17 protein-coding genes and 1 tRNA gene are annotated in these 16,937 nt (G+C 66.4%); 12 read left to right on the top strand and 6 right to left on the bottom strand.

Going from position 1 to position 16,937, the window contains the following annotated elements; genetic code table 11:
* The first annotated feature begins 81 nt into the window (after positions 1-81).
* The 3 genes from QE363_RS07700 to QE363_RS07690 all read left to right on the top strand — a co-directional run bounded on the left by QE363_RS07700 (position 82) and on the right by QE363_RS07690 (position 3,800).
* The gene (locus QE363_RS07700; protein WP_309693936.1) at positions 82-2,679 is read left to right on the top strand and encodes a molybdopterin-dependent oxidoreductase; all 2,598 of its coding nucleotides are present in this window, start codon (positions 82-84) and stop codon (positions 2,677-2,679) included.
* Positions 2,672-3,454 carry a uroporphyrinogen-III C-methyltransferase gene (cobA, locus tag QE363_RS07695; protein WP_405053216.1) on the top strand — a complete coding sequence of 261 codons (783 nt, stop codon included), beginning with the start codon at positions 2,672-2,674 and terminating at the stop codon, positions 3,452-3,454. The genes QE363_RS07700 and cobA overlap by 8 nt, the downstream gene beginning before the upstream one ends.
* A 97-nt stretch (positions 3,455-3,551) precedes the next feature.
* The gene (locus QE363_RS07690; RefSeq protein WP_309693930.1) at positions 3,552-3,800 is read left to right on the top strand and encodes a hypothetical protein; all 249 of its coding nucleotides are present in this window, start codon (positions 3,552-3,554) and stop codon (positions 3,798-3,800) included.
* Positions 3,801-3,841: 41 nt separating this feature from the next.
* Here the strand turns inward: QE363_RS07690 and QE363_RS07685 are convergent, their stop codons facing one another.
* The 3 genes from QE363_RS07685 to QE363_RS07675 form a co-directional block, all read right to left on the bottom strand.
* Positions 3,842-4,741 carry an NmrA family NAD(P)-binding protein gene (locus QE363_RS07685; protein WP_309693927.1) on the bottom strand — a complete coding sequence of 300 codons (900 nt, stop codon included), beginning with the start codon at positions 4,739-4,741 and terminating at the stop codon, positions 3,842-3,844.
* A gap of 102 nt (positions 4,742-4,843) precedes the next feature.
* Positions 4,844-5,374: a cytochrome b gene (locus QE363_RS07680; protein ID WP_309693925.1), complete on the bottom strand. Its 531-nt coding sequence runs from the start codon at positions 5,372-5,374 to the stop codon at positions 4,844-4,846.
* Positions 5,371-6,411 (bottom strand): catalase family peroxidase, encoded by a 1,041-nt coding sequence (locus QE363_RS07675; RefSeq protein ID WP_309693922.1) that lies wholly within the window; start codon positions 6,409-6,411, stop codon positions 5,371-5,373. The genes QE363_RS07680 and QE363_RS07675 overlap by 4 nt, the downstream gene beginning before the upstream one ends.
* 158 nt (positions 6,412-6,569) lie before the next feature.
* Between QE363_RS07675 and QE363_RS07670 the strand changes: the two genes are divergently transcribed.
* From QE363_RS07670 to QE363_RS07655, 4 genes are all read left to right on the top strand, one after another.
* Positions 6,570-7,454: a LysR family transcriptional regulator gene (locus QE363_RS07670; protein ID WP_309693919.1), complete on the top strand. Its 885-nt coding sequence runs from the start codon at positions 6,570-6,572 to the stop codon at positions 7,452-7,454.
* Positions 7,455-7,718: 264 nt separating this feature from the next.
* The gene (locus QE363_RS07665) at positions 7,719-8,351 is read left to right on the top strand and encodes a TonB-dependent receptor (protein ID WP_309693916.1); all 633 of its coding nucleotides are present in this window, start codon (positions 7,719-7,721) and stop codon (positions 8,349-8,351) included.
* Positions 8,352-8,682: 331 nt separating this feature from the next.
* On the top strand, positions 8,683-9,363 hold the full coding sequence (locus QE363_RS07660; RefSeq protein WP_309693914.1) for a ZIP family metal transporter: 681 nt from the start codon (positions 8,683-8,685) through the stop codon (positions 9,361-9,363).
* A gap of 45 nt (positions 9,364-9,408) precedes the next feature.
* On the top strand, positions 9,409-11,022 hold the full coding sequence (locus QE363_RS07655; RefSeq protein ID WP_309693899.1) for a S10 family serine carboxypeptidase-like protein: 1,614 nt from the start codon (positions 9,409-9,411) through the stop codon (positions 11,020-11,022).
* A 159-nt stretch (positions 11,023-11,181) separates the two neighbouring features.
* Here QE363_RS07655 and QE363_RS07650 read toward each other — a convergent pair whose 3' ends face one another.
* From QE363_RS07650 to QE363_RS07640, 3 genes are all read right to left on the bottom strand, one after another.
* On the bottom strand, positions 11,182-11,442 hold the full coding sequence (locus QE363_RS07650) for a hypothetical protein (protein WP_309693886.1): 261 nt from the start codon (positions 11,440-11,442) through the stop codon (positions 11,182-11,184).
* A gap of 30 nt (positions 11,443-11,472) precedes the next feature.
* A tRNA-Leu gene (locus QE363_RS07645) sits at positions 11,473-11,557 on the bottom strand.
* A gap of 83 nt (positions 11,558-11,640) precedes the next feature.
* On the bottom strand, positions 11,641-13,155 hold the full coding sequence (locus QE363_RS07640; protein ID WP_309693883.1) for a YifB family Mg chelatase-like AAA ATPase: 1,515 nt from the start codon (positions 13,153-13,155) through the stop codon (positions 11,641-11,643).
* A 196-nt stretch (positions 13,156-13,351) separates the two neighbouring features.
* Between QE363_RS07640 and rpmH the strand changes: the two genes are divergently transcribed.
* From rpmH to yihA, 5 genes are read left to right on the top strand one after another with little or no spacing between them, the layout of a single operon-like run.
* Entirely contained in the window at positions 13,352-13,486 is a 135-nt protein-coding gene (rpmH, locus tag QE363_RS07635; protein WP_007404632.1) for a 50S ribosomal protein L34, read from the top strand.
* 59 nt (positions 13,487-13,545) lie between these two features.
* A complete protein-coding gene (gene rnpA / locus QE363_RS07630; protein WP_405053215.1) occupies positions 13,546-13,932 on the top strand; it encodes a ribonuclease P protein component in 387 nt (128 codons plus the stop codon).
* A gap of 2 nt (positions 13,933-13,934) precedes the next feature.
* The gene (gene yidD, locus QE363_RS07625) at positions 13,935-14,147 is read left to right on the top strand and encodes a membrane protein insertion efficiency factor YidD (protein ID WP_042490341.1); all 213 of its coding nucleotides are present in this window, start codon (positions 13,935-13,937) and stop codon (positions 14,145-14,147) included.
* A gap of 30 nt (positions 14,148-14,177) precedes the next feature.
* Positions 14,178-15,875 (top strand): membrane protein insertase YidC, encoded by a 1,698-nt coding sequence (gene yidC, locus QE363_RS07620; RefSeq protein ID WP_309693880.1) that lies wholly within the window; start codon positions 14,178-14,180, stop codon positions 15,873-15,875.
* On the top strand, positions 15,872-16,546 hold the full coding sequence (yihA, locus tag QE363_RS07615) for a ribosome biogenesis GTP-binding protein YihA/YsxC (protein ID WP_309693877.1): 675 nt from the start codon (positions 15,872-15,874) through the stop codon (positions 16,544-16,546). Before yidC ends, yihA begins: the two co-directional genes overlap by 4 nt.
* Positions 16,547-16,937: the final 391 nt, after the last annotated feature.

Genomic DNA, 16,937 nt, shown 5'->3' with positions numbered 1-16,937 from the left:
GGGCGGGTGTCTCACCGAGCCGCACCCCTCTGCGAGGCCCCTGCCCCTCACCCAACCCTCTCCCCGAGGGGGAGAGGGCTAATGACCATCAAAACCACCTGCGCCTATTGCGGCGTCGGCTGCGGCATCCGCGCGACCGTGACCGGCGACCGGCAGGTGCGGATCGAGGGCGATGCCGACCATCCCGCCAATCGCGGCAAGCTCTGCTCCAAGGGCACCCATCTGGGCGAGACGGTCGGCCTGGAGGGTCGCCTGCTCCACCCGATGATCGGCAAGCGCCGCGCGAGCTGGGACAAGGCGCTGGACCTCGTCGCCAAACGCTTTCGCGACACCATCGCGCAGCATGGCCCCGACAGCGTGGCCTTCTATGTCTCGGGCCAGTTGCTGACCGAGGATTATTACGTCGCCAACAAGCTGATGAAGGGCTTCATCGGCTCGGCCAATATCGACACCAATTCGCGGCTGTGCATGTCCAGCGCGGTGGCGGGCCATAATCGCGCATTCGGCGAGGATATCGTGCCCGCCAGCTATGACGATCTCGACGCCGCCGACCTGATCATACTGGTCGGCAGCAACACCGCCTGGTGCCATCCGATCGTCTATCAGCGCATCCGCGCCCGGTGCGATGCGGGCGCGAAGCTCGTCGTCATCGACCCGCGCCGCACCGAGACGGCGGAGCAGGCCGACCTGCACCTCGCCATCCGGCCGGGCAGCGACGTGGCGCTGATGAACGGCGCCCTCGCCTGGGCGCGCGCGGCGGGCGTGGTGGACGCGGACTTCCTCGCCGCCTCGGTTGCGGTGCCGGAGGATTTTTGGGCGGCGCTGGAAGCGGGCAGTGACCTGTGGTCGGTCGCCAAGACCTGCGACGTCGCGCCCGCCGACCTGCGCCGTTTCTACGAGCTGTTCGCCGCCACGCCGCGCACCGTGACGATGTTCAGCCAGGGCATCAACCAGTCGGTCACGGGCACCGATCAGGTGAACGCGATCCTCAACCTGCACCTCGCGACGGGACGGATCGGCAAGCCCGGCGCGGCCCCCTTCTCGATCACCGGCCAGCCCAATGCGATGGGCGGTCGGGAAGTCGGCGGGCTCGCCTCGACGCTGGCCGCGCATATGGACTTCGCGCCCGAGAACCGCGCCCGCGTGCAGCGTTTCTGGGCCTCCCCCGCCATCGCGCCCAAGCCGGGCCTGAAGGCGGTCGACCTGTTCCGCGAACTGGGCCAGGGCCGGATCAAGGCGCTATGGATCATGGCGACCAACCCCGCCGTGTCGATGCCCGATGCCGGGTCGGTGCGCCAGGCGCTGGCCGCCTGCCCCTTCGTGGTGGTCAGCGACGTGATCGCCGAGACCGACAGCTCGGTGAACGCCCATGTCCGCCTGCCCGCCGCCGCCTGGGGCGAAAAGGACGGCACCGTCACCAATAGCGACCGCACGATCAGCCGCCAGCGGGCGCTATTTCCTCTGCCCGGCGAGGCCCGGCCCGATTGGTGGATCGTCAAGGAAGTCGGCCGCCGCATGGGGTGGAAGACCGCCTTCGCCTATGACCGCCCGGCCGAGATCTGGCGCGAGCATTGCCGACTATCCCATTATGAAAACGACGGTTCACGCCTGTTCGCGCTGCCCGGCCGGTCGAGCGGCGGCAATGCCGATTATGACGCGATGCAGCCGTTCCGCTGGGGCGGCGTGCCCTTTGCCGATGGCCGTTTCCCCACGCCGGACGGCCGCGCCCGGCTGGTGCCCGTTGCGCAGAAGACGCTCCCCGAGCCGCTGCGCGACTGGCCGATGACGCTCAACACGGGCCGCTACCGCGATCACTGGCACACGATGACCCGCACCGGCCTGGCACCCAAGCTGGCGCGCCACCGCGAGGAACCGCTGGTCGAGGTCCATCCCGACGACGCTGCGCGGCTGGACCTGACCGATGGCGGGCTGGCGCGGGTCGGCACACCACAGGGAACGAGCCTCTACCGCGTCTCGGTCAGCGCCGGGCAACGGCCGGGCGAGCTGTTCGTCCCGATCCACTGGACCGACCAGACCGCGACCGGGGGCCGCACCGGACTGCTTCCCCGCCCGCTGACCGACCCCTATTCGGGCCAGCCAGGCTTCAAGCGCACCCCCGCCAGCATCACCCCCGTCGCAACCCGCTGGCGCGGCTTCGTCATCCTGTCGGGTGAGGCAAGCGCGACGCCAGATTGCCTCTGGGCGACGCGGGTCGCCATTCCCGGCGGATGGTTGTGGGAAGTGGCGGGCGATGGCGACCCGGTGGTGCTGGAGACGATGCTTCCCAAGGGGCAGCGGATCGAGGCCACCGATCCCGCGCGGGGATCGCGCCGGGTCGCGGTGATCGCCGGGGATCGGCTCGCCGCCGCCCTGTTCCTGACCGAGCGCGGCGAACTGCCGACGCGCGACTGGCTGATCGCGCAGTTGAGCGCCAGCGAGGTCGCGCCCACCGTCCTCGCAGGTCGCGCGCCCGGCGCCTCGGTCGATCGCGGCGCGATCGTCTGCGCCTGTTTCGATATCGGCGTGCGGACCATCGTCGCCGCGATCCGCGACCAGCAACTGGCCGATGTCGCCGCGATCGGCGCGGCGCTGGGCGCGGGCACCAATTGCGGATCGTGCCGCCCCGCCCTTGCCCGCCTGCTCACCGAAGCCCAGGAGCCCGCCCATGCGCATGGATGATTTTCCCGCCGGTTCGGTCTGGCTGGTCGGTGCGGGTCCTGGCGATCCCGACCTGCTGACCCGCAAGGCCGAACGCCTGATCGCCGCCGCCGACATCGTCTTCTACGACGCGCTGGTCGGACCCGATATCCTGGCGCTCGTCCCCGACACCGCCGAACGGGCGAGCGTCGGCAAGCGGTCGGGCCGTCATTCCAAGGATCAGGGGACGATCGACACGATGATCGTCGCGGCGGCACGCGCAGGGCGGCGCGTGGTCCGGTTGAAAGGCGGCGATCCGTCGATCTTCGGCCGCTCGACCGAGGAGATCGACGCGTGCCGCGCCGCCGGTATCCCGGTTCGGATCTGCCCCGGCATCACCGCGGCCAGCGCGGCGGCGGCATCGGGCATGATCTCGCTGACGCTGCGCGGCCTGTCGCGCCGCCTGACCCTGGTGACCGCGCATCTGCGCGAAGGCGAGCCGCTTTCGCTCGACTGGCAGGCGCTGGCCGCTCCCGATGCGACGCTGGCCGTCTATATGGGCCGCGCCGCCGCGCCGGAAATCGCCCGACAGCTGATAGCGGCGGGCATGGCGCCGGGGACGCCGGTGATGATCGCGGTCAATGTCTCGCTCCCCTCGGAGCGACTGATCACCGGCCGCCTCGACGCGCTCGGCTTCCTGACCCGCACGATCGGCGACAGGGACCCCGCGCTGCTGCTGATCGGCGAGGCGGTGGGCGCCGGGCGGGTAGCGGACGGAGGCCTCGCGCTTCCCTGCCGTGCTGCGGTGGAGGCATAGCCCCTAACCCTATGCGCGCACTATGCGAAAGGGCGAAACCGCGCTCGAAATGCTATGCCGCGCCCGATAGGTGGACAGCCGCAACAAGGATTGTGGCATGGCAAAATGGCATCGCTCCCGACGCGCCGATCTGGGCCTGCGTGCTCTCGGAGCCATTCTCTGCGGGCTCGCCTATCTGGCGATCCGGACGCTTTGCGCCCTCCCCTCGACCGCGATGGCGGCGCATCTCCTGCCAGCCGAACTGGCCACCGCCGGCTTCCTGAGCGCCAGCGCGGGGAGCGCCTTGGCGATGCTGGGCGCGCATCTGTTCGACGACATGATGGTCAGCGCCCGCTGGAGAGAATGACGGAGGAAAGCCATATCTGAGGCATCGGCGAGCGGCCTGTTTCAATCAGGTCGAGCGAGCGTCGACGTGCTTTTCCAAGCCTCCGCGGTCTCCGCAGCAAACGCCGCATAGCGCCTCGGCGGGCGGCCCAGCAATGTCGTCATGGTCGAAAGGTCTTCCGCGCTGGCGCGGGCGCCATGACGCTGGAACGCGCGAAGCATCAGCGCCAGATCATAGGCGAACCCCGCTGGCACGAACGACCTGAGTCGCTCCTGGAACACATCCAGATCGTCACCGGCATAGGTCACGGCACGGCCAAGGGCTTCGCTCCAGATCCGCGTGATCGTCTCCGGCGTCAGATCGTCCGGACCGACGACATTATAGCCGTCCCTGGGCAGCGGAGTCGGGGCCGCGTGGCGCCGCAGGAGCTGCCTGGCCGCGATCTCGGCAAGGTCGCGGGTATCGACGGCCGCAATGCCGACATGGCCCAGCGGCATGCCATAAATCCCATGATCCAGCAGCGGCGCCTTCTGCTCCAGATCGTTCTGCATGAAATAGGCGGAGCGCAGGATCGTCGCGGGCAGATCGCATCGTTCGATCATCCGTTCCGCTGCGACCTTGCAGGCGAAATGCGGAACATCGGCATGACGATCGCATTCGAAGACCGAGAGATAGACGATCCCGCGCACGCCTGCGTCCCGGGCCAGAGCGAGCGCCGTCAGCGTCTGGTTCAGTTCGTCCGGAACATTGGGCGCCACCAGCAAAAGCGTCTCGACCCCTTCGAGCGCGCTCCGCATGACCTCGATATCGGACAGATCGCCCCGTACCGGCGTCACACCGGCCGGGAAGCGGGCCTTGTCGGGCGAACGCGTCAAAGCCCTTACCGGAACATCTTGCGAGGCAAGCATGCGAGCGACGTCCATACCCGTATGGCCGGTGCTTCCCGTCAACAGAATGGCCATTGGTCGCTTCTCTTTCTCCGACTGTGTCGGTGTTCGGCGCGGTGGCCGGAGGGTGTTTGAGGAAGGCTATGGATGCGCGCGCGACGGCGTCAGGCCGATCGCCTAACGGGATCGCACCATCGAGGAGAACACCCCGTCGCGGTAAACCCAGCCGTGCAGCAGAGCCGCCGAAAGATGTCCGATCACCACGGCGAACAGCAACCAGGCCAGAATGCCATGGGCATCGCGCAACAGGGCATAGAGCGTCGGGTCGACCGGGGCGATCGGCGGCACATTCCATCCCTTGGTCATCCTGACCGGCCAGCCCCCGGCCGACCGCATTCCCCAGCCGAGGAGCGGGATCAGGACCATCAGGCCATACAGAATCCAGTGGCTGCCCAGCGCCGCCAGCGCCTGCCAACGGGGTGTCTCGGCCGGTAGCGCCGGTACGCCGTGACGCAACCGGTTGGCCAGCCGGACGACAACCAGCAGCAGGATGGCGAGCCCTAGCGGCTGGTGAAGGTCGAGCAGGGCCGGACGCCAGGTCAGCGACGTCGTCATGCTGACACCGATGAACAGCATGGCGAAGATCGCCGCCGCCATCGCCCAGTGCAGCACCCGCGCCAGCCGATTGAAATGCCTCCTGTCCGTCATCGGCCCTCCCTCCTGCCGACCGCATCGGTGGCGCGGCCATAGCCGATCTCACGGAGCCGGGCATTATAGGAATGCGCGTAGATCCCGCCGCGCGCGGCCAGCACCGGATCGTTGGTGAGCGCCATACCCTTCGGCACCAGGGTCGGATCGAAATTGACGTCCCGGCATGCCCCCTTGGCCTGATCGACCACGCGGGTGACCTCCAGGGTGCCGCCGACGATCTGCCTGCGTGTCGCGGGCCATGGCTGCGACGGATCGTCGACGGGGTCCCCCGGCTCGGCCAGTTGCAGCACGAGGTCCCAGCGCAGCGGGCCGTGCGTCAAACGCTCGGCAATATCCTTGAACAGGTGATCGCGATTGGCCTTGGCGCGCTCCTCGACGCTCCAGCCGGTGAAGTCGGCATGCGGGCGCCACCACCATCGCACCGGCTGGCGGCGCCCATCCGGGCCGACGAACAGATAGGCGTGGATCGCATAATAATGCACGCCCGCGAAGCTGCTGGGCCATGGCGCCTTGGCCTTCGCTTCGATGACGCGGCGCGCTTCGGGATAGACGCGGTAGAACGCAGCGACCTTCGCCGGATCGGGCTGGCCGGTTGCCGGATCGGGCGCAAAGGCCGCAACCCGGGCGAGGAAGCCTTGCGCATCATGCGTCGGGAAGAGCGGCTCATTGTTCATTTTCATGCGCCATTGCTCACCGTCATCGGCGGCGATCAGCATGGCCATGCTGACGGTGCGCGTCGAATTGTCCGGCGCATAGGGATCGGCCGTCCCGATCGAGAAACGACCGATCGCCGGTGTCTGCGCCTGGGAAAACACGCGCGCTGTCGAAATCGACGCGGCGGCCCCGCTCGCCCGGAAGACCCCTCGAAGCAGATGCCCTTGCCATGCGCGCGGCGATAGCCCGCCGGAAAGGATTTTGGCGTATCGGCCAGGAAGGTCGAGGTGGTGATCCGGTCGCCGACCAGTCCCGCGCTCCAGGCAAATGCCGCGCCCAGCGATCCGGCGATCGTCGCGATGCCGACCAGCGGAAGCCAAGCGCGTCTCAACGAACTCCTGCCAGCCATAGACGACTCCTGATCCCGCTCGATCACCCCGACCGGCGCTTGCTTGCCCCTGACATGCGATCTCTAGCCGCAAAGACTTGCGACGATTAGATGGACAATCCCGAATGAGCTGGTGAATGAGATCGAACAATGGGCCGACATCTTCAGGACATCGCCGCGTTCGTGGCCGTCGCCGACCGGCTCAGTTTCCAGCGGGCCGCGCTCGATCGCGGGGTCACCCGGTCCACGCTCAGCCACGCAGTCCGCACGCTGGAGGAACGGCTGGGGGTTCGGCTGCTCAACAGGACCACGCGCAGCGTGTCGCTCACCGAGGCCGGTCGCGTGCTGCATTCCCGTGCGAAGCAGGCATTGGGCGACCTCGACCATGCCGTCGATGCGATCGACGATTTTCGCGACCAGCCGCACGGATCGCTTCGCATCACCGTGCCCCGTTCGGTCAGCGCCAGCATAATCGGGGCGGTCACCGCGCTGGCCACGACCTATCCCGCCTTGTCGGTGGAGATCGATGCGAACGACCAGATGGTCGACATCGTCGCCGAGGGTTACGACGCCGGTATCCGGTTCGGCATCGCCATGCAGCAGGACATGATCGCGGTGCGACTGAACCAGGCGTTCCACTTCGCGGTCCTTGCCTCACCCGCCTATCTGGCCGGGCGAGACCTGCCGATGAGCCCGGACGACCTCGCGCACCACCGCTGCATCCTGTACCGGCTGCCGAGCGGCGTTTTGACACCCTGGATGTTCGAGCGGAATGGCCAGATCAGCAAGACGAACGTCACGGGATCGCTGATCCTCAACGATCAATCGCTCATGATCGAAGCCGCCCTGCAAGGCGCCGGCCTCGCCTTCGTCTTCGAAGAGGGGGCGCGGGCCCATCTGGACAGCGGACGGCTGATCCGATGCCTGCCCGACTATCGCGCGCAGTTCAGCGAATTGTTCCTTTATTATTCGGGGCACCGGCACGTGTCCGCCGCCCTCCGGTCGCTTATCGACCATTTGAAGAGCCCGAAGTGAGACCCCGGAAGAGTTCGCACGTGAAGGGCCGTTCCGGGCCTCCTGGCATGCGGACGGAAAAACCGGCCTTGCCAGCATCGCCAATCTAATAGTTTTATGAACCGATCGCCATGATGACGCTCTCGGCCTCCGCAGCATAGACGCGCCACAAGAGGGACGCGTCGTATTTCCACCTACATATGCTCAACCCATAATGATATTCGCAACATAACGCAGATTTCACATTCCGTGTCAGCGGCGCAACATCCGCGCGACTTTTGGATCATGAAATATTGGCGTCATTTACAGCCGGAATGCGCCACCAATACTAGGTCCACCTACGAAATATTGCCGGGACCACAGGTCACGGAAAAGGGTGGAGTATCGAGACATGACCAGCGTATCCGTCATCCGCGCAGCCCTGTTGCAGGGAACCACCGCGCCCGCCGTGCTGATCGGCAGCTCAAGCCGAGCGCGGACCAACCCTATACCGACTTTGTCGGCACACAGTCGCCCTATGTGACCTCGTCGGGTGCGGGCACGCCGCAATGGCGCGGCAACTGGCAGAACAGCGTCGATTACGGCCCCTATTCGCTGACCGCGACCACCTATTACGTGTCGGGTTACAAGGCGGTCGGGTTCGACCAGTTCGGCACGATGGATTGCAACGGCGGCAGCACCTATGGCGGTTCCGACCCCAACTTCAACTGCCATGTCCGCCGCTTCATCGACGTCGACCTGGTCGGCAGCGTGCGGGTCAACGACAAGTTCACCTTCTATATGAACGTCATCAACCTGACCGACGAGAAGGTGCCGTTGAACGCGGGCAACTATGCCGCGACCAACTATAATCCGACCTATACGCAAATCGGCGCGGTCGGCCGGACGTTCCGCTTCGGCGCAAATTTCCGGTTCTGACGACCGGCATCGGCGGGGGCCATTGCGGTCCCCCGCCGACCACGGACAAAGGCTGGCGCTGGCGTATCCGTCGGGCCAGGTTTCGATCGGGCGGCTTGGCGGTGCCCGCCAGGCTGCGACGCCAGGTCCGCCAGCCTATTTACGTTGCCGACCATATGCCATATAGTTATGTTATCTCATAACATAGTATAATGTTTACGTCGTGGCCCTGTAACCCTATGCCCATGCTCATAGCGCCCCTGCCCGCTTGTCCGAACGGGCGTCAGACATTCTCGCCCCGCCACATCCTCGCGCATGTCGGCTCCGCACCGCTCTGGTCTGAACCGAGACCGTGACGGCCCTGCCCTTCCTGCTCGGCGCGATGGCAAGCCTGTCGACCTATGTCGGCGGTAGGCTGGCGATGCGCTGGGGGCAGCGGCGCGACCTGTTGTTTGGGCTGACCGGCGGCATGGTCATCGGGCTGGCCCTTCTCGATCTATTGCCCGAGGCCTTGGAAAGTGGCGAAAGCGTGCACGGCGGCGACATCGTCTTCGGTGCGACGGTGGCTGGCGTAGCCCTCTATATCCTGCTTTACCGGATGCCAGCCGCCGGTGCGGCGGGGCGGATCAGCCTGATCCTGCACAGCGTGATGGACGGCCTCGGCATCGGCATCGCCTTTCAGCTTTCGAGCGCAACCGGCTGGCTGGTCGCGATCGCGGTGCTCGCGCATGACATGGCCGATGGCGCCAACATGGTCGGCTTGAGCACGTTGGCGGGCAAGACTGAACGCACGCATCGGTGGCTCATCGTCAATGCCGCTGCGCCGCTGGCCGGTGTCGCGATCGGTCAGACCGTGCCCGTCGATCTCGAACGCTTCTCGCTGCTGCTCGCGCTCTTCGCCGGTGGCTTTCTCTATATCGGCGCATCAGAACTGCTGCCCCGCAGCCGGTGTGGGCGGTCCGGTGCGGCAAGCGGGCTGGCAAGCCTGTGCGGCATCGTCGCCATGGCCGGAGTGGTTCATTTCGCCGGTTAGCCTTCCACGTCTTTCCTCAGCCTCATCAAAGGAACTCATAGCCTCATGCGCCTTCTGACGATCCCCCTCCTGACCGCCCTGACGATCGCAGCCCCCGCCTTGGCGCAGGATGCGCCCAAGGACGCGCAGCCCGGCGGGAAGTCTCCCGCTGCGATCCATGACGAGAAGGTGGCGCAGGATCTGGCCGAGGCCTGGGTGGCGCCACCCGCCAAGGAGCAGGAAAGCGTGACCGCGCACAGCGTCGTCGTCGATGGCCGCACGCTCAAATATCATGCGACGGCCGGTACGGTCACGATCAAGGACGACGACGCCAAGCCGACCGCCAGCGTCTTCTACGTCGCCTATACGCTCGACGGCGCCGCGCCCGGCACGCGGCCGGTGACCTTCTTCTACAATGGCGGCCCCGGCTCCTCGTCGGTGTGGCTGCACATGGGGTCTTTCGCGCCGGTGCGGGTGAAGACCGCCAATCCCGAATATATCCGCCCCGCCCCCTATGGCTTTGGCCCCAACCCGGACACGCTGCTCGACAAGACCGATCTCGTCTTCATCGACATGGTCGGCGCCGGCTATTCACGCCCGCTCGGCGATGCGAAGGGCAAGCAGTTCTGGGGCGTCGACGAGGATGCCGACGCCTTTGCCAAGACGATCCTTCGCTGGACGACGAAGAACGGCCGCTGGACCAGCCCCAAATTCCTGTTCGGCGAAAGCTATGGCACGACACGCTCGGCGGCCCTCGCCTATCAGTTGCAGGATCGGGGCATGGCGCTGAACGGCGTGGTGCTGCTCTCGTCGATCCTCAACTACGGCATCGAGCAGCAGGGTTATGACCAGAGCTATATCAGCTATCTGCCAAGCTATGCCGCGACCGCATGGTATCACAATCGCCTCGCGAACAAGCCCGCCGATCTTCCGGCCTTCCTGAAGGAGGTACGCGCCTTCGCCGCCGGTCCCTATGCGCAGGCGCTCAGCAAGGGACAGGATCTGTCCGATGCGGAGGAGGATGCGATCGCCACCCGGATGGCCGCCTATACCGGCCTGTCCGCGACCTTCATCAAGCGCGCCAAGCTGCGCGTCGATCTCGGCCGTTTCCAGAAGGAACTGCTGCGCGACCAGGCGCTGACGGTGGGGCGGTTCGACAGCCGCTATACGGGGGTCGATGCGGACTCCGCTGGCGAGAATCCCGATTTCGACGCCTCGGACACCGCGATTTCCGGCGCGTTCATCACGACGTTCAGCGACTATGTGCAGCGCGACCTGAAGTACAAGCCGGGGCTGGATTATCGCATCGGCACCTATGGTCTCAAGGATTTCGACTGGAACTGGAAGCATAAGGCGCCGGGATCGGGATATCCGATGAACAACCCCGATGTCGCCGTCGATCTCGCCGCCGCGATCCGCACCAACCCCTATCTCAAAGTCCTGTCCTTGAACGGGTGGTACGACATGGCGACGCCGTTCTTCGCCACCGAATACGACATTTCGCACATGCTCCTGGACAAGAAATTGCGCGGCAATGTCAGCTTCAAATACTATCCCTCGGGGCACATGATCTATCTCAACCCGGACGCCTTGCACCAGCTCCATACCGATCTGGCGAACTTCTATGACGAGACGCTGGGCGCGTCCGTGCAGAACCGTCCGGCGGGGCGGGAACGCTGACGATGCTGGGCCTCGCCCTGCGGGTCTGACTGGCGTTTCGAGCTTGCCCTCTCCCGCCCTTCGCCGAACAAGTGCGGGCGGGAGACGTGGCGGCGAAGTTCGACGATCGGCCGGTGGCCGGACCGCAGCACGATCGACGAGTTCATCGCCTTTCCCGCTTCACCATCCTTGCGGGAATACGGCGGCTGTCTTGATCGGTATCTTCCCAACGTCGCCTCCAGCCCGGACCGCTGGCACCGCCTCCTTTTCCTCCATCGCCTTACCTGCCATCGTCGTCTTCTGGCTGTGATCGAGTCCTGACTTTAACGGTATCGACCGCCGGAAATAACAGGAGCCATCATCACGCTTGAGCAGGTACGGGCTCGTCCCTGCCTCGCCACGATCGTAGCAGGCACTCGTCACAAGCAGCGATTTCAGCAAATACCAAGCTTCTTTAGAAACTTGGGAAAGTGGTGCCCCTGGCCGGACTCGAACCAGCATGCCTTGCGGCGTTCGATTTTGAGTCGAATGCGTCTACCAATTTCGCCACAGGGGCAGCGAAGGGGTGCTGCTAGACGAGGGTGATGCGTCGCGCAAGCGGGGATTGTCGGCAATCTTGCCCCTTATGCCGCCGGCCGATTAATTCACCGGCGGACGCTGGCGATAGCTGAGCGCCTCGGCGACATGGATGCGCCCCACCTGTTCCACCCCCGCCAGGTCGGCGATCGTCCGGGCGACGCGCAGGACGCGGGTATAGCCGCGCGCGGTCAGGCGCATCCGCTCCGCCGCCTCGACCAGCAGGTCGCGGCCCGAGTCGTCCGGCGTGGCCCAGCGTTCGAGCCAGGCGCCATCGGCCTCGGCATTGGTGCGGACCGTGACCGGGGCGTCGAGATAGCGCTGCGTCTGGCGCGCGCGGGCGGCTGCGACCCTTTGGGCGACGATCGCGGACGATTCGGCGGCGGCGGGGGCGAACAGGTCGATGGCGCGGACCGGCTGGACCTCGACGGACAGGTCGATGCGGTCGAGCAGCGGCCCGGAAATCTTGGCCTGATAATCCGCCGCACAACGCGGCGCGCGGGCGCAGGCGAGCGCCGCGTCGCCCAGATGGCCGCAGCGACACGGGTTCATCGCCGCGACCAGCTGGACCCGCGCCGGAAAGGTCACATGGGCGTTGGCGCGCGCGATGCTGACCGTGCCCGTCTCGAGCGGCTGGCGGAGCGAATCGAGCACGGCGCGCTGAAATTCGGGCAGTTCGTCGAGGAACAGGACCCCCAGATGCGCCAGGCTCACCTCGCCCGGCCTCGCCTTCAACCCGCCGCCGGTCAGCGCCGCCATCGAGGCCGAGTGATGCGGAGCGCGGAACGGACGCGTGCGGGTCAGCCGTCCTCCGGCCAAGGTCCCGGCGACCGACTGGACCATGGAAACCTCCAGCGCCTCGGCCGCATCGAGCGGCGGCAGGATGCCGGGCAGGCACGCCGCCATCAGCGACTTGCCCGACCCCGGCGGGCCGCTCATCAGCAGGTTGTGGCCGCCCGCCGCCGCGATCTCCAGCGCGCGGCGGGCGTTTTCCTGGCCCTTCACCTGCGACAGGTCGGGGCCGGGCACGCCGTCCTCGACCGTCCCGCCCTGCGGCACGGGCAGCAGCGAATGCCCCTTCAAATGATTGATAAGCGACAGCAGGTCGGGCGCGGCGATCACCGCCCCACCCCCGGCCCAGCTCGCCTCGGCACCTTGCGCGGCGGGACAGATCAGCCCCTTGTCGAGCGCCCCCGCATGGAGCGCGGCCAGCAACACCCCCGGCGACGGCCCGATCCGTCCGTCCAGCGCCAGCTCGCCGACCACGACATGATCGGCCAGCAGCTCGGCATCGATCACCCCCATCGCCGCCAGCAGGGCGAGCGCAATCGGCAGGTCGAAATGCGATCCTTCCTTGGGCAGGTCGGCGGGCGACAGGTTCACCGCGATCCGCTTGGGCGGCAGGGCCAGGCCCATCGCGGCGATCGCGGCGCGCACCCGCTCGCGGCTTTCGCCTACCGCCTTGTCGGCCAGGCCCACCAGGTTGAAGGCGGGCAGTCCGGCGATCAGTTGGACCTGCACCTCGACCGCACGCGCCTCCAGCCCCAGATAGGCCACCGTGGACACGATCGTCGCCATGCAAATCCCCCTGTACGGACGCTCCCCTGCCCGCTTATGCTTCCTGCAAAGGATGCCGCCCGATCGCAAGGGGCGACGGGCGTACGGGGATCGCGTACGGCGGATTGACTTGAAACCCCGCTTTGCGTAAGCGGCTTGCCACCAAGGCCGTCCTCGTGGCGGCCGTTTTTATTCAGACGTATCCAAGGAATGAACGATGAAGCGGACCTTTCAGCCCAGCAACCTGGTGCGCGCTCGCCGTCACGGCTTCCGTGCGCGGATGGCGACCCCCGGTGGCCGTGCGGTGATCCGGGCGCGTCGCGCGCGCGGCCGCAAGAAGCTGTCGGCGTAATCACGACGCTGACCCGCCGCCGCGATTTCCTCGCGGCCAATGGCGGGCGACGCGTGGCGATGCCCGGCTTCGTGCTGCAGGTTCGCCCGCGTGACGATGGTGAGGCCACGATTCGCGTCGGCTTCACCGTCACTAAGAAGATCGGCAACGCGGTCGTTCGCAACCGGATGAAACGCCGGTTGCGGGCGCTCGCGCGCGATCTTTTGCCGGTAAAGGGCATTGCGGGCGCCGATCATGTCCTGATCGGACGGCAAGGCGGGATCGAGCGCGATTATGCCGCCCTCACCGCCGAGCTGGCCAAGGCGCTGACCCGCGCCGCCTCGCCCGACACCGGCGGCGACCAGAAACCGCGCGAACCGCGCGTGCATCATGGTCGCGGCAAGGGGCGCAGCCCCCGCGGCGGCGCGCATCGCCAGCCCACCACACCGTCTCAGGAGCCCGCGTGACCCTGTTCGCGCGGGCCTTGATTCTGATCGCGCGGGGCTGGCAACTCGGCCCGTCGCTCATTTTACCGCCCACTTGCCGCTATCAACCATCCTGTTCGGCCTATGCAATACAGGCCATTGGCCGCTATGGCGCGGTCAAAGGGGGCTGGTTGGCGCTCAAGCGCATTGCGCGGTGCCATCCCTGGGGCGGGCACGGACCCGACCCGGTCCCCTGACGTAACTGGCGTCACAACTGGGGTTTCCACGTGAACCAAGACCGCAAGAATTTCGTCGTGTTCGCGGTGATCGCGGCGCTGATCCTGTTCGGATGGCCGCTCATCCAGAACAAGTTCTTCCCGAGCAACCCGCCCGCGACGAAGACCGTCGACGGCAAGCAGGTGCCGGTGGCCAACTCGACGGCCAATCCGACCGCGACGACGCCCTCGGCGATTCGCGACCGCCGCGTCGTGCTGGCCGAAACCCCGCGCGTGGCGATCGACACGCCGCGCCTGAAGGGCTCGATCAACCTGAAGGGCGCGCGGATCGATGACCTCGTCCTGCTCGACTATAAGGAAACGGTCGCCAAGGATTCGCCGCCGATCCGCCTGTTGTCGCCTGCCGGCGCGCAGGGTGCCTATTTCGCCGGTTTCGGCTGGCGCACCGACGGGCTGAACCCGCCCGCAGCAGACGCCGTCTGGACCGCCAGCGCGCCCGTGCTGCGCCCCGGCCAGCCGGTCACGCTGACCGCCGCCAACGCGACCGGCCAGCGTTTCCAGATCACCCTGTCGGTCGACAAGGATTATATGTTCACCGTCCAGCAGACGGTGGCGAACGGCGGCAACGCGGCCGTGCCGGTCGCGGCGTACGGCTATGTCAATCGCGGCATCTCGGCCGATCCGGACACCTGGACGATCCATGTCGGCCCGATGTCGGTCAATGACGGCACCGCGCATTACGGCCCCAACTGGAAGGATCTGGACAAGGCCCCCACCCGCTTCACCACCACCGGCGGCTGGCTGGGCTTTACCGACAAATACTGGCTGGCGACGCTGATCCCCGACCAGTCCAAGGCCTTTGACGGCCAATTCCGCGCGGGCGCGGGCCAGACCTATCAGGCCGACTATACGCTCCAGCCGCAAACGCTGGCGCCGGGCAAGCAGATCACCCAGACGACCCGTTTCTTCGCTGGCGCCAAGGAAGTCGCGCTGCTCGACCGCTATACCGACAAGGAAGGCGCGACGAAGCTCGATTACGCGCTCGACTGGGGCTATCTGCGCGTCCTCGAAAAGCCGATCTTCTACTATCTCGACTGGCTGTTCCACCTGGTCGGCAATTTCGGCGTCGCGATCATCCTGCTGACCGTTACCATCCGCGCGCTGATGTTCCCGATCGCACAGCGCCAGTTCGCCTCGATGGCGGCGATGCGCGCGGTGCAGCCCAAGATGAAGGCGCTGCAGGAGCGGTTCAAGGACGACAAGGTCCGGATGCAGCAGGAGGTCATGGCCCTCTACAAGCAGGAGAAGGTCAATCCGCTGGCGGGCTGCCTGCCCACGCTGATCCAGATCCCGATCTTCTACGCGCTCTACAAGGTGCTGATGCTGACGATCGAGATGCGGCACCAGCCGTTCGTCGCCTGGATCAAGGATCTGTCCGCGCCCGATCCGCTGACCCCGGTCAACCTGTTCGGCCTGCTGCCCTTCGTGCCGCCGCACTTCATCGCGATCGGCGTGGTGCCGATCCTGCTGGGCATCTCGATGTACTTCCAGTTCAAGATGAACCCGCAGCCGATGGACGACGCGCAAAAGCAGGTCTTTGCGATCCTGCCCTGGGTGCTGATGTTCGTGATGGCGCCGTTCGCGGTCGGCCTTCAGGTCTACTGGATCACGACCAACTGCATCTCGATCCTGCAGCAGCGCCTGCTCTATGCCCGCCATCCGGGCCTGAAGCAGCCGGTCGCCAAGTGAGCGAGCTTCCCACCCCCCTCCCCTCCGAAGAACCGACCGGTTTTTCGGAGGAACTGGTCGAGTCGGCACGCAAGCTGTTCGCCGGTCCCGTCTCGTTCCTGAAGTCCGCGCCCGCGCTGAAATTCCTGCCCGATCCGATCGTGCCGGAAGTCGCGGTGGCAGGCCGGTCCAATGTCGGCAAGTCGTCGCTGCTCAACGCGATGACCAACCGCAACGGCCTGGCCCGCACCTCGAACACGCCGGGCCGGACGCAGGAGTTGAACTTCTTCGACGTCGGCACGCCGCCGACGCTGCGGCTGGTCGACATGCCGGGCTATGGCTTTGCCAAGGCGCCCAAGGACATGGTCAAGCAGTGGCGGTTCCTGGTGAACGACTTCCTGCGCGGACGGCAGGCGCTGAAGCGCGCGCTGGTGCTGATCGACTCACGCCACGGCATCAAGGAGGTCGATCGCGAGATCCTGGAGATGCTCGACCGCGCGGCAGTCAGCTATCGCATCGTCCTGACCAAGGCTGACAAGGTGAAGGCGAGCGAACTGGCCTCCGTCGTCGAGCGGACCGAGGCGGAGGCTCGCAAGCGGGCCGCGGCGCATCCCGAGATCCTCGCCACCTCCAGCGAGGGCGGGCTGGGCATTCCCGAGCTGCGCGCGGCCGTACTCGAAGCGATCGGCTGAACCAGCCATGGGAGCCCGGCCGCGCGGCGGCGGGCTCCCGTCTCGTCCTATGACATTCCGGCCACATGTCGGAACCTAGGTCGGATCGGCATTCAGCATTACTTCTTCCTCCCCTCTCCCCTGGACAGGGGAGAGGGTTAGCGAAGCTTGCCAGCCTGCTGGCTAGCGCAGCTTGGGTGAGGGGTTGAGCGAGCCCAAAGGCTCGCGCGCTCGCCAAGCGAGCGCCCACCCCTCACCCAGCTCCGACTAGGCCTTTGCTTTCGCAAAGACCAAGTCTGCGCAACCCTCTCCCCTCTGCGAGGGGCGAGGGAAGGAAAGGCATCGCTGAATGTCGATCGACCCCAGAAGAACTAACTGATGTTGTTGCAAAAATGCAGCGACGACTGACAAA

Origin of the sequence: Sphingomonas sp. SORGH_AS_0870 (assembly GCF_031453175.1) — a bacterium.
Lineage (GTDB): Bacteria > Pseudomonadota > Alphaproteobacteria > Sphingomonadales > Sphingomonadaceae > Sphingomonas.
The sequence above is the reverse complement of the archived record's forward strand: the minus strand, read 5'-3'. Positions and strand labels throughout refer to the sequence as shown.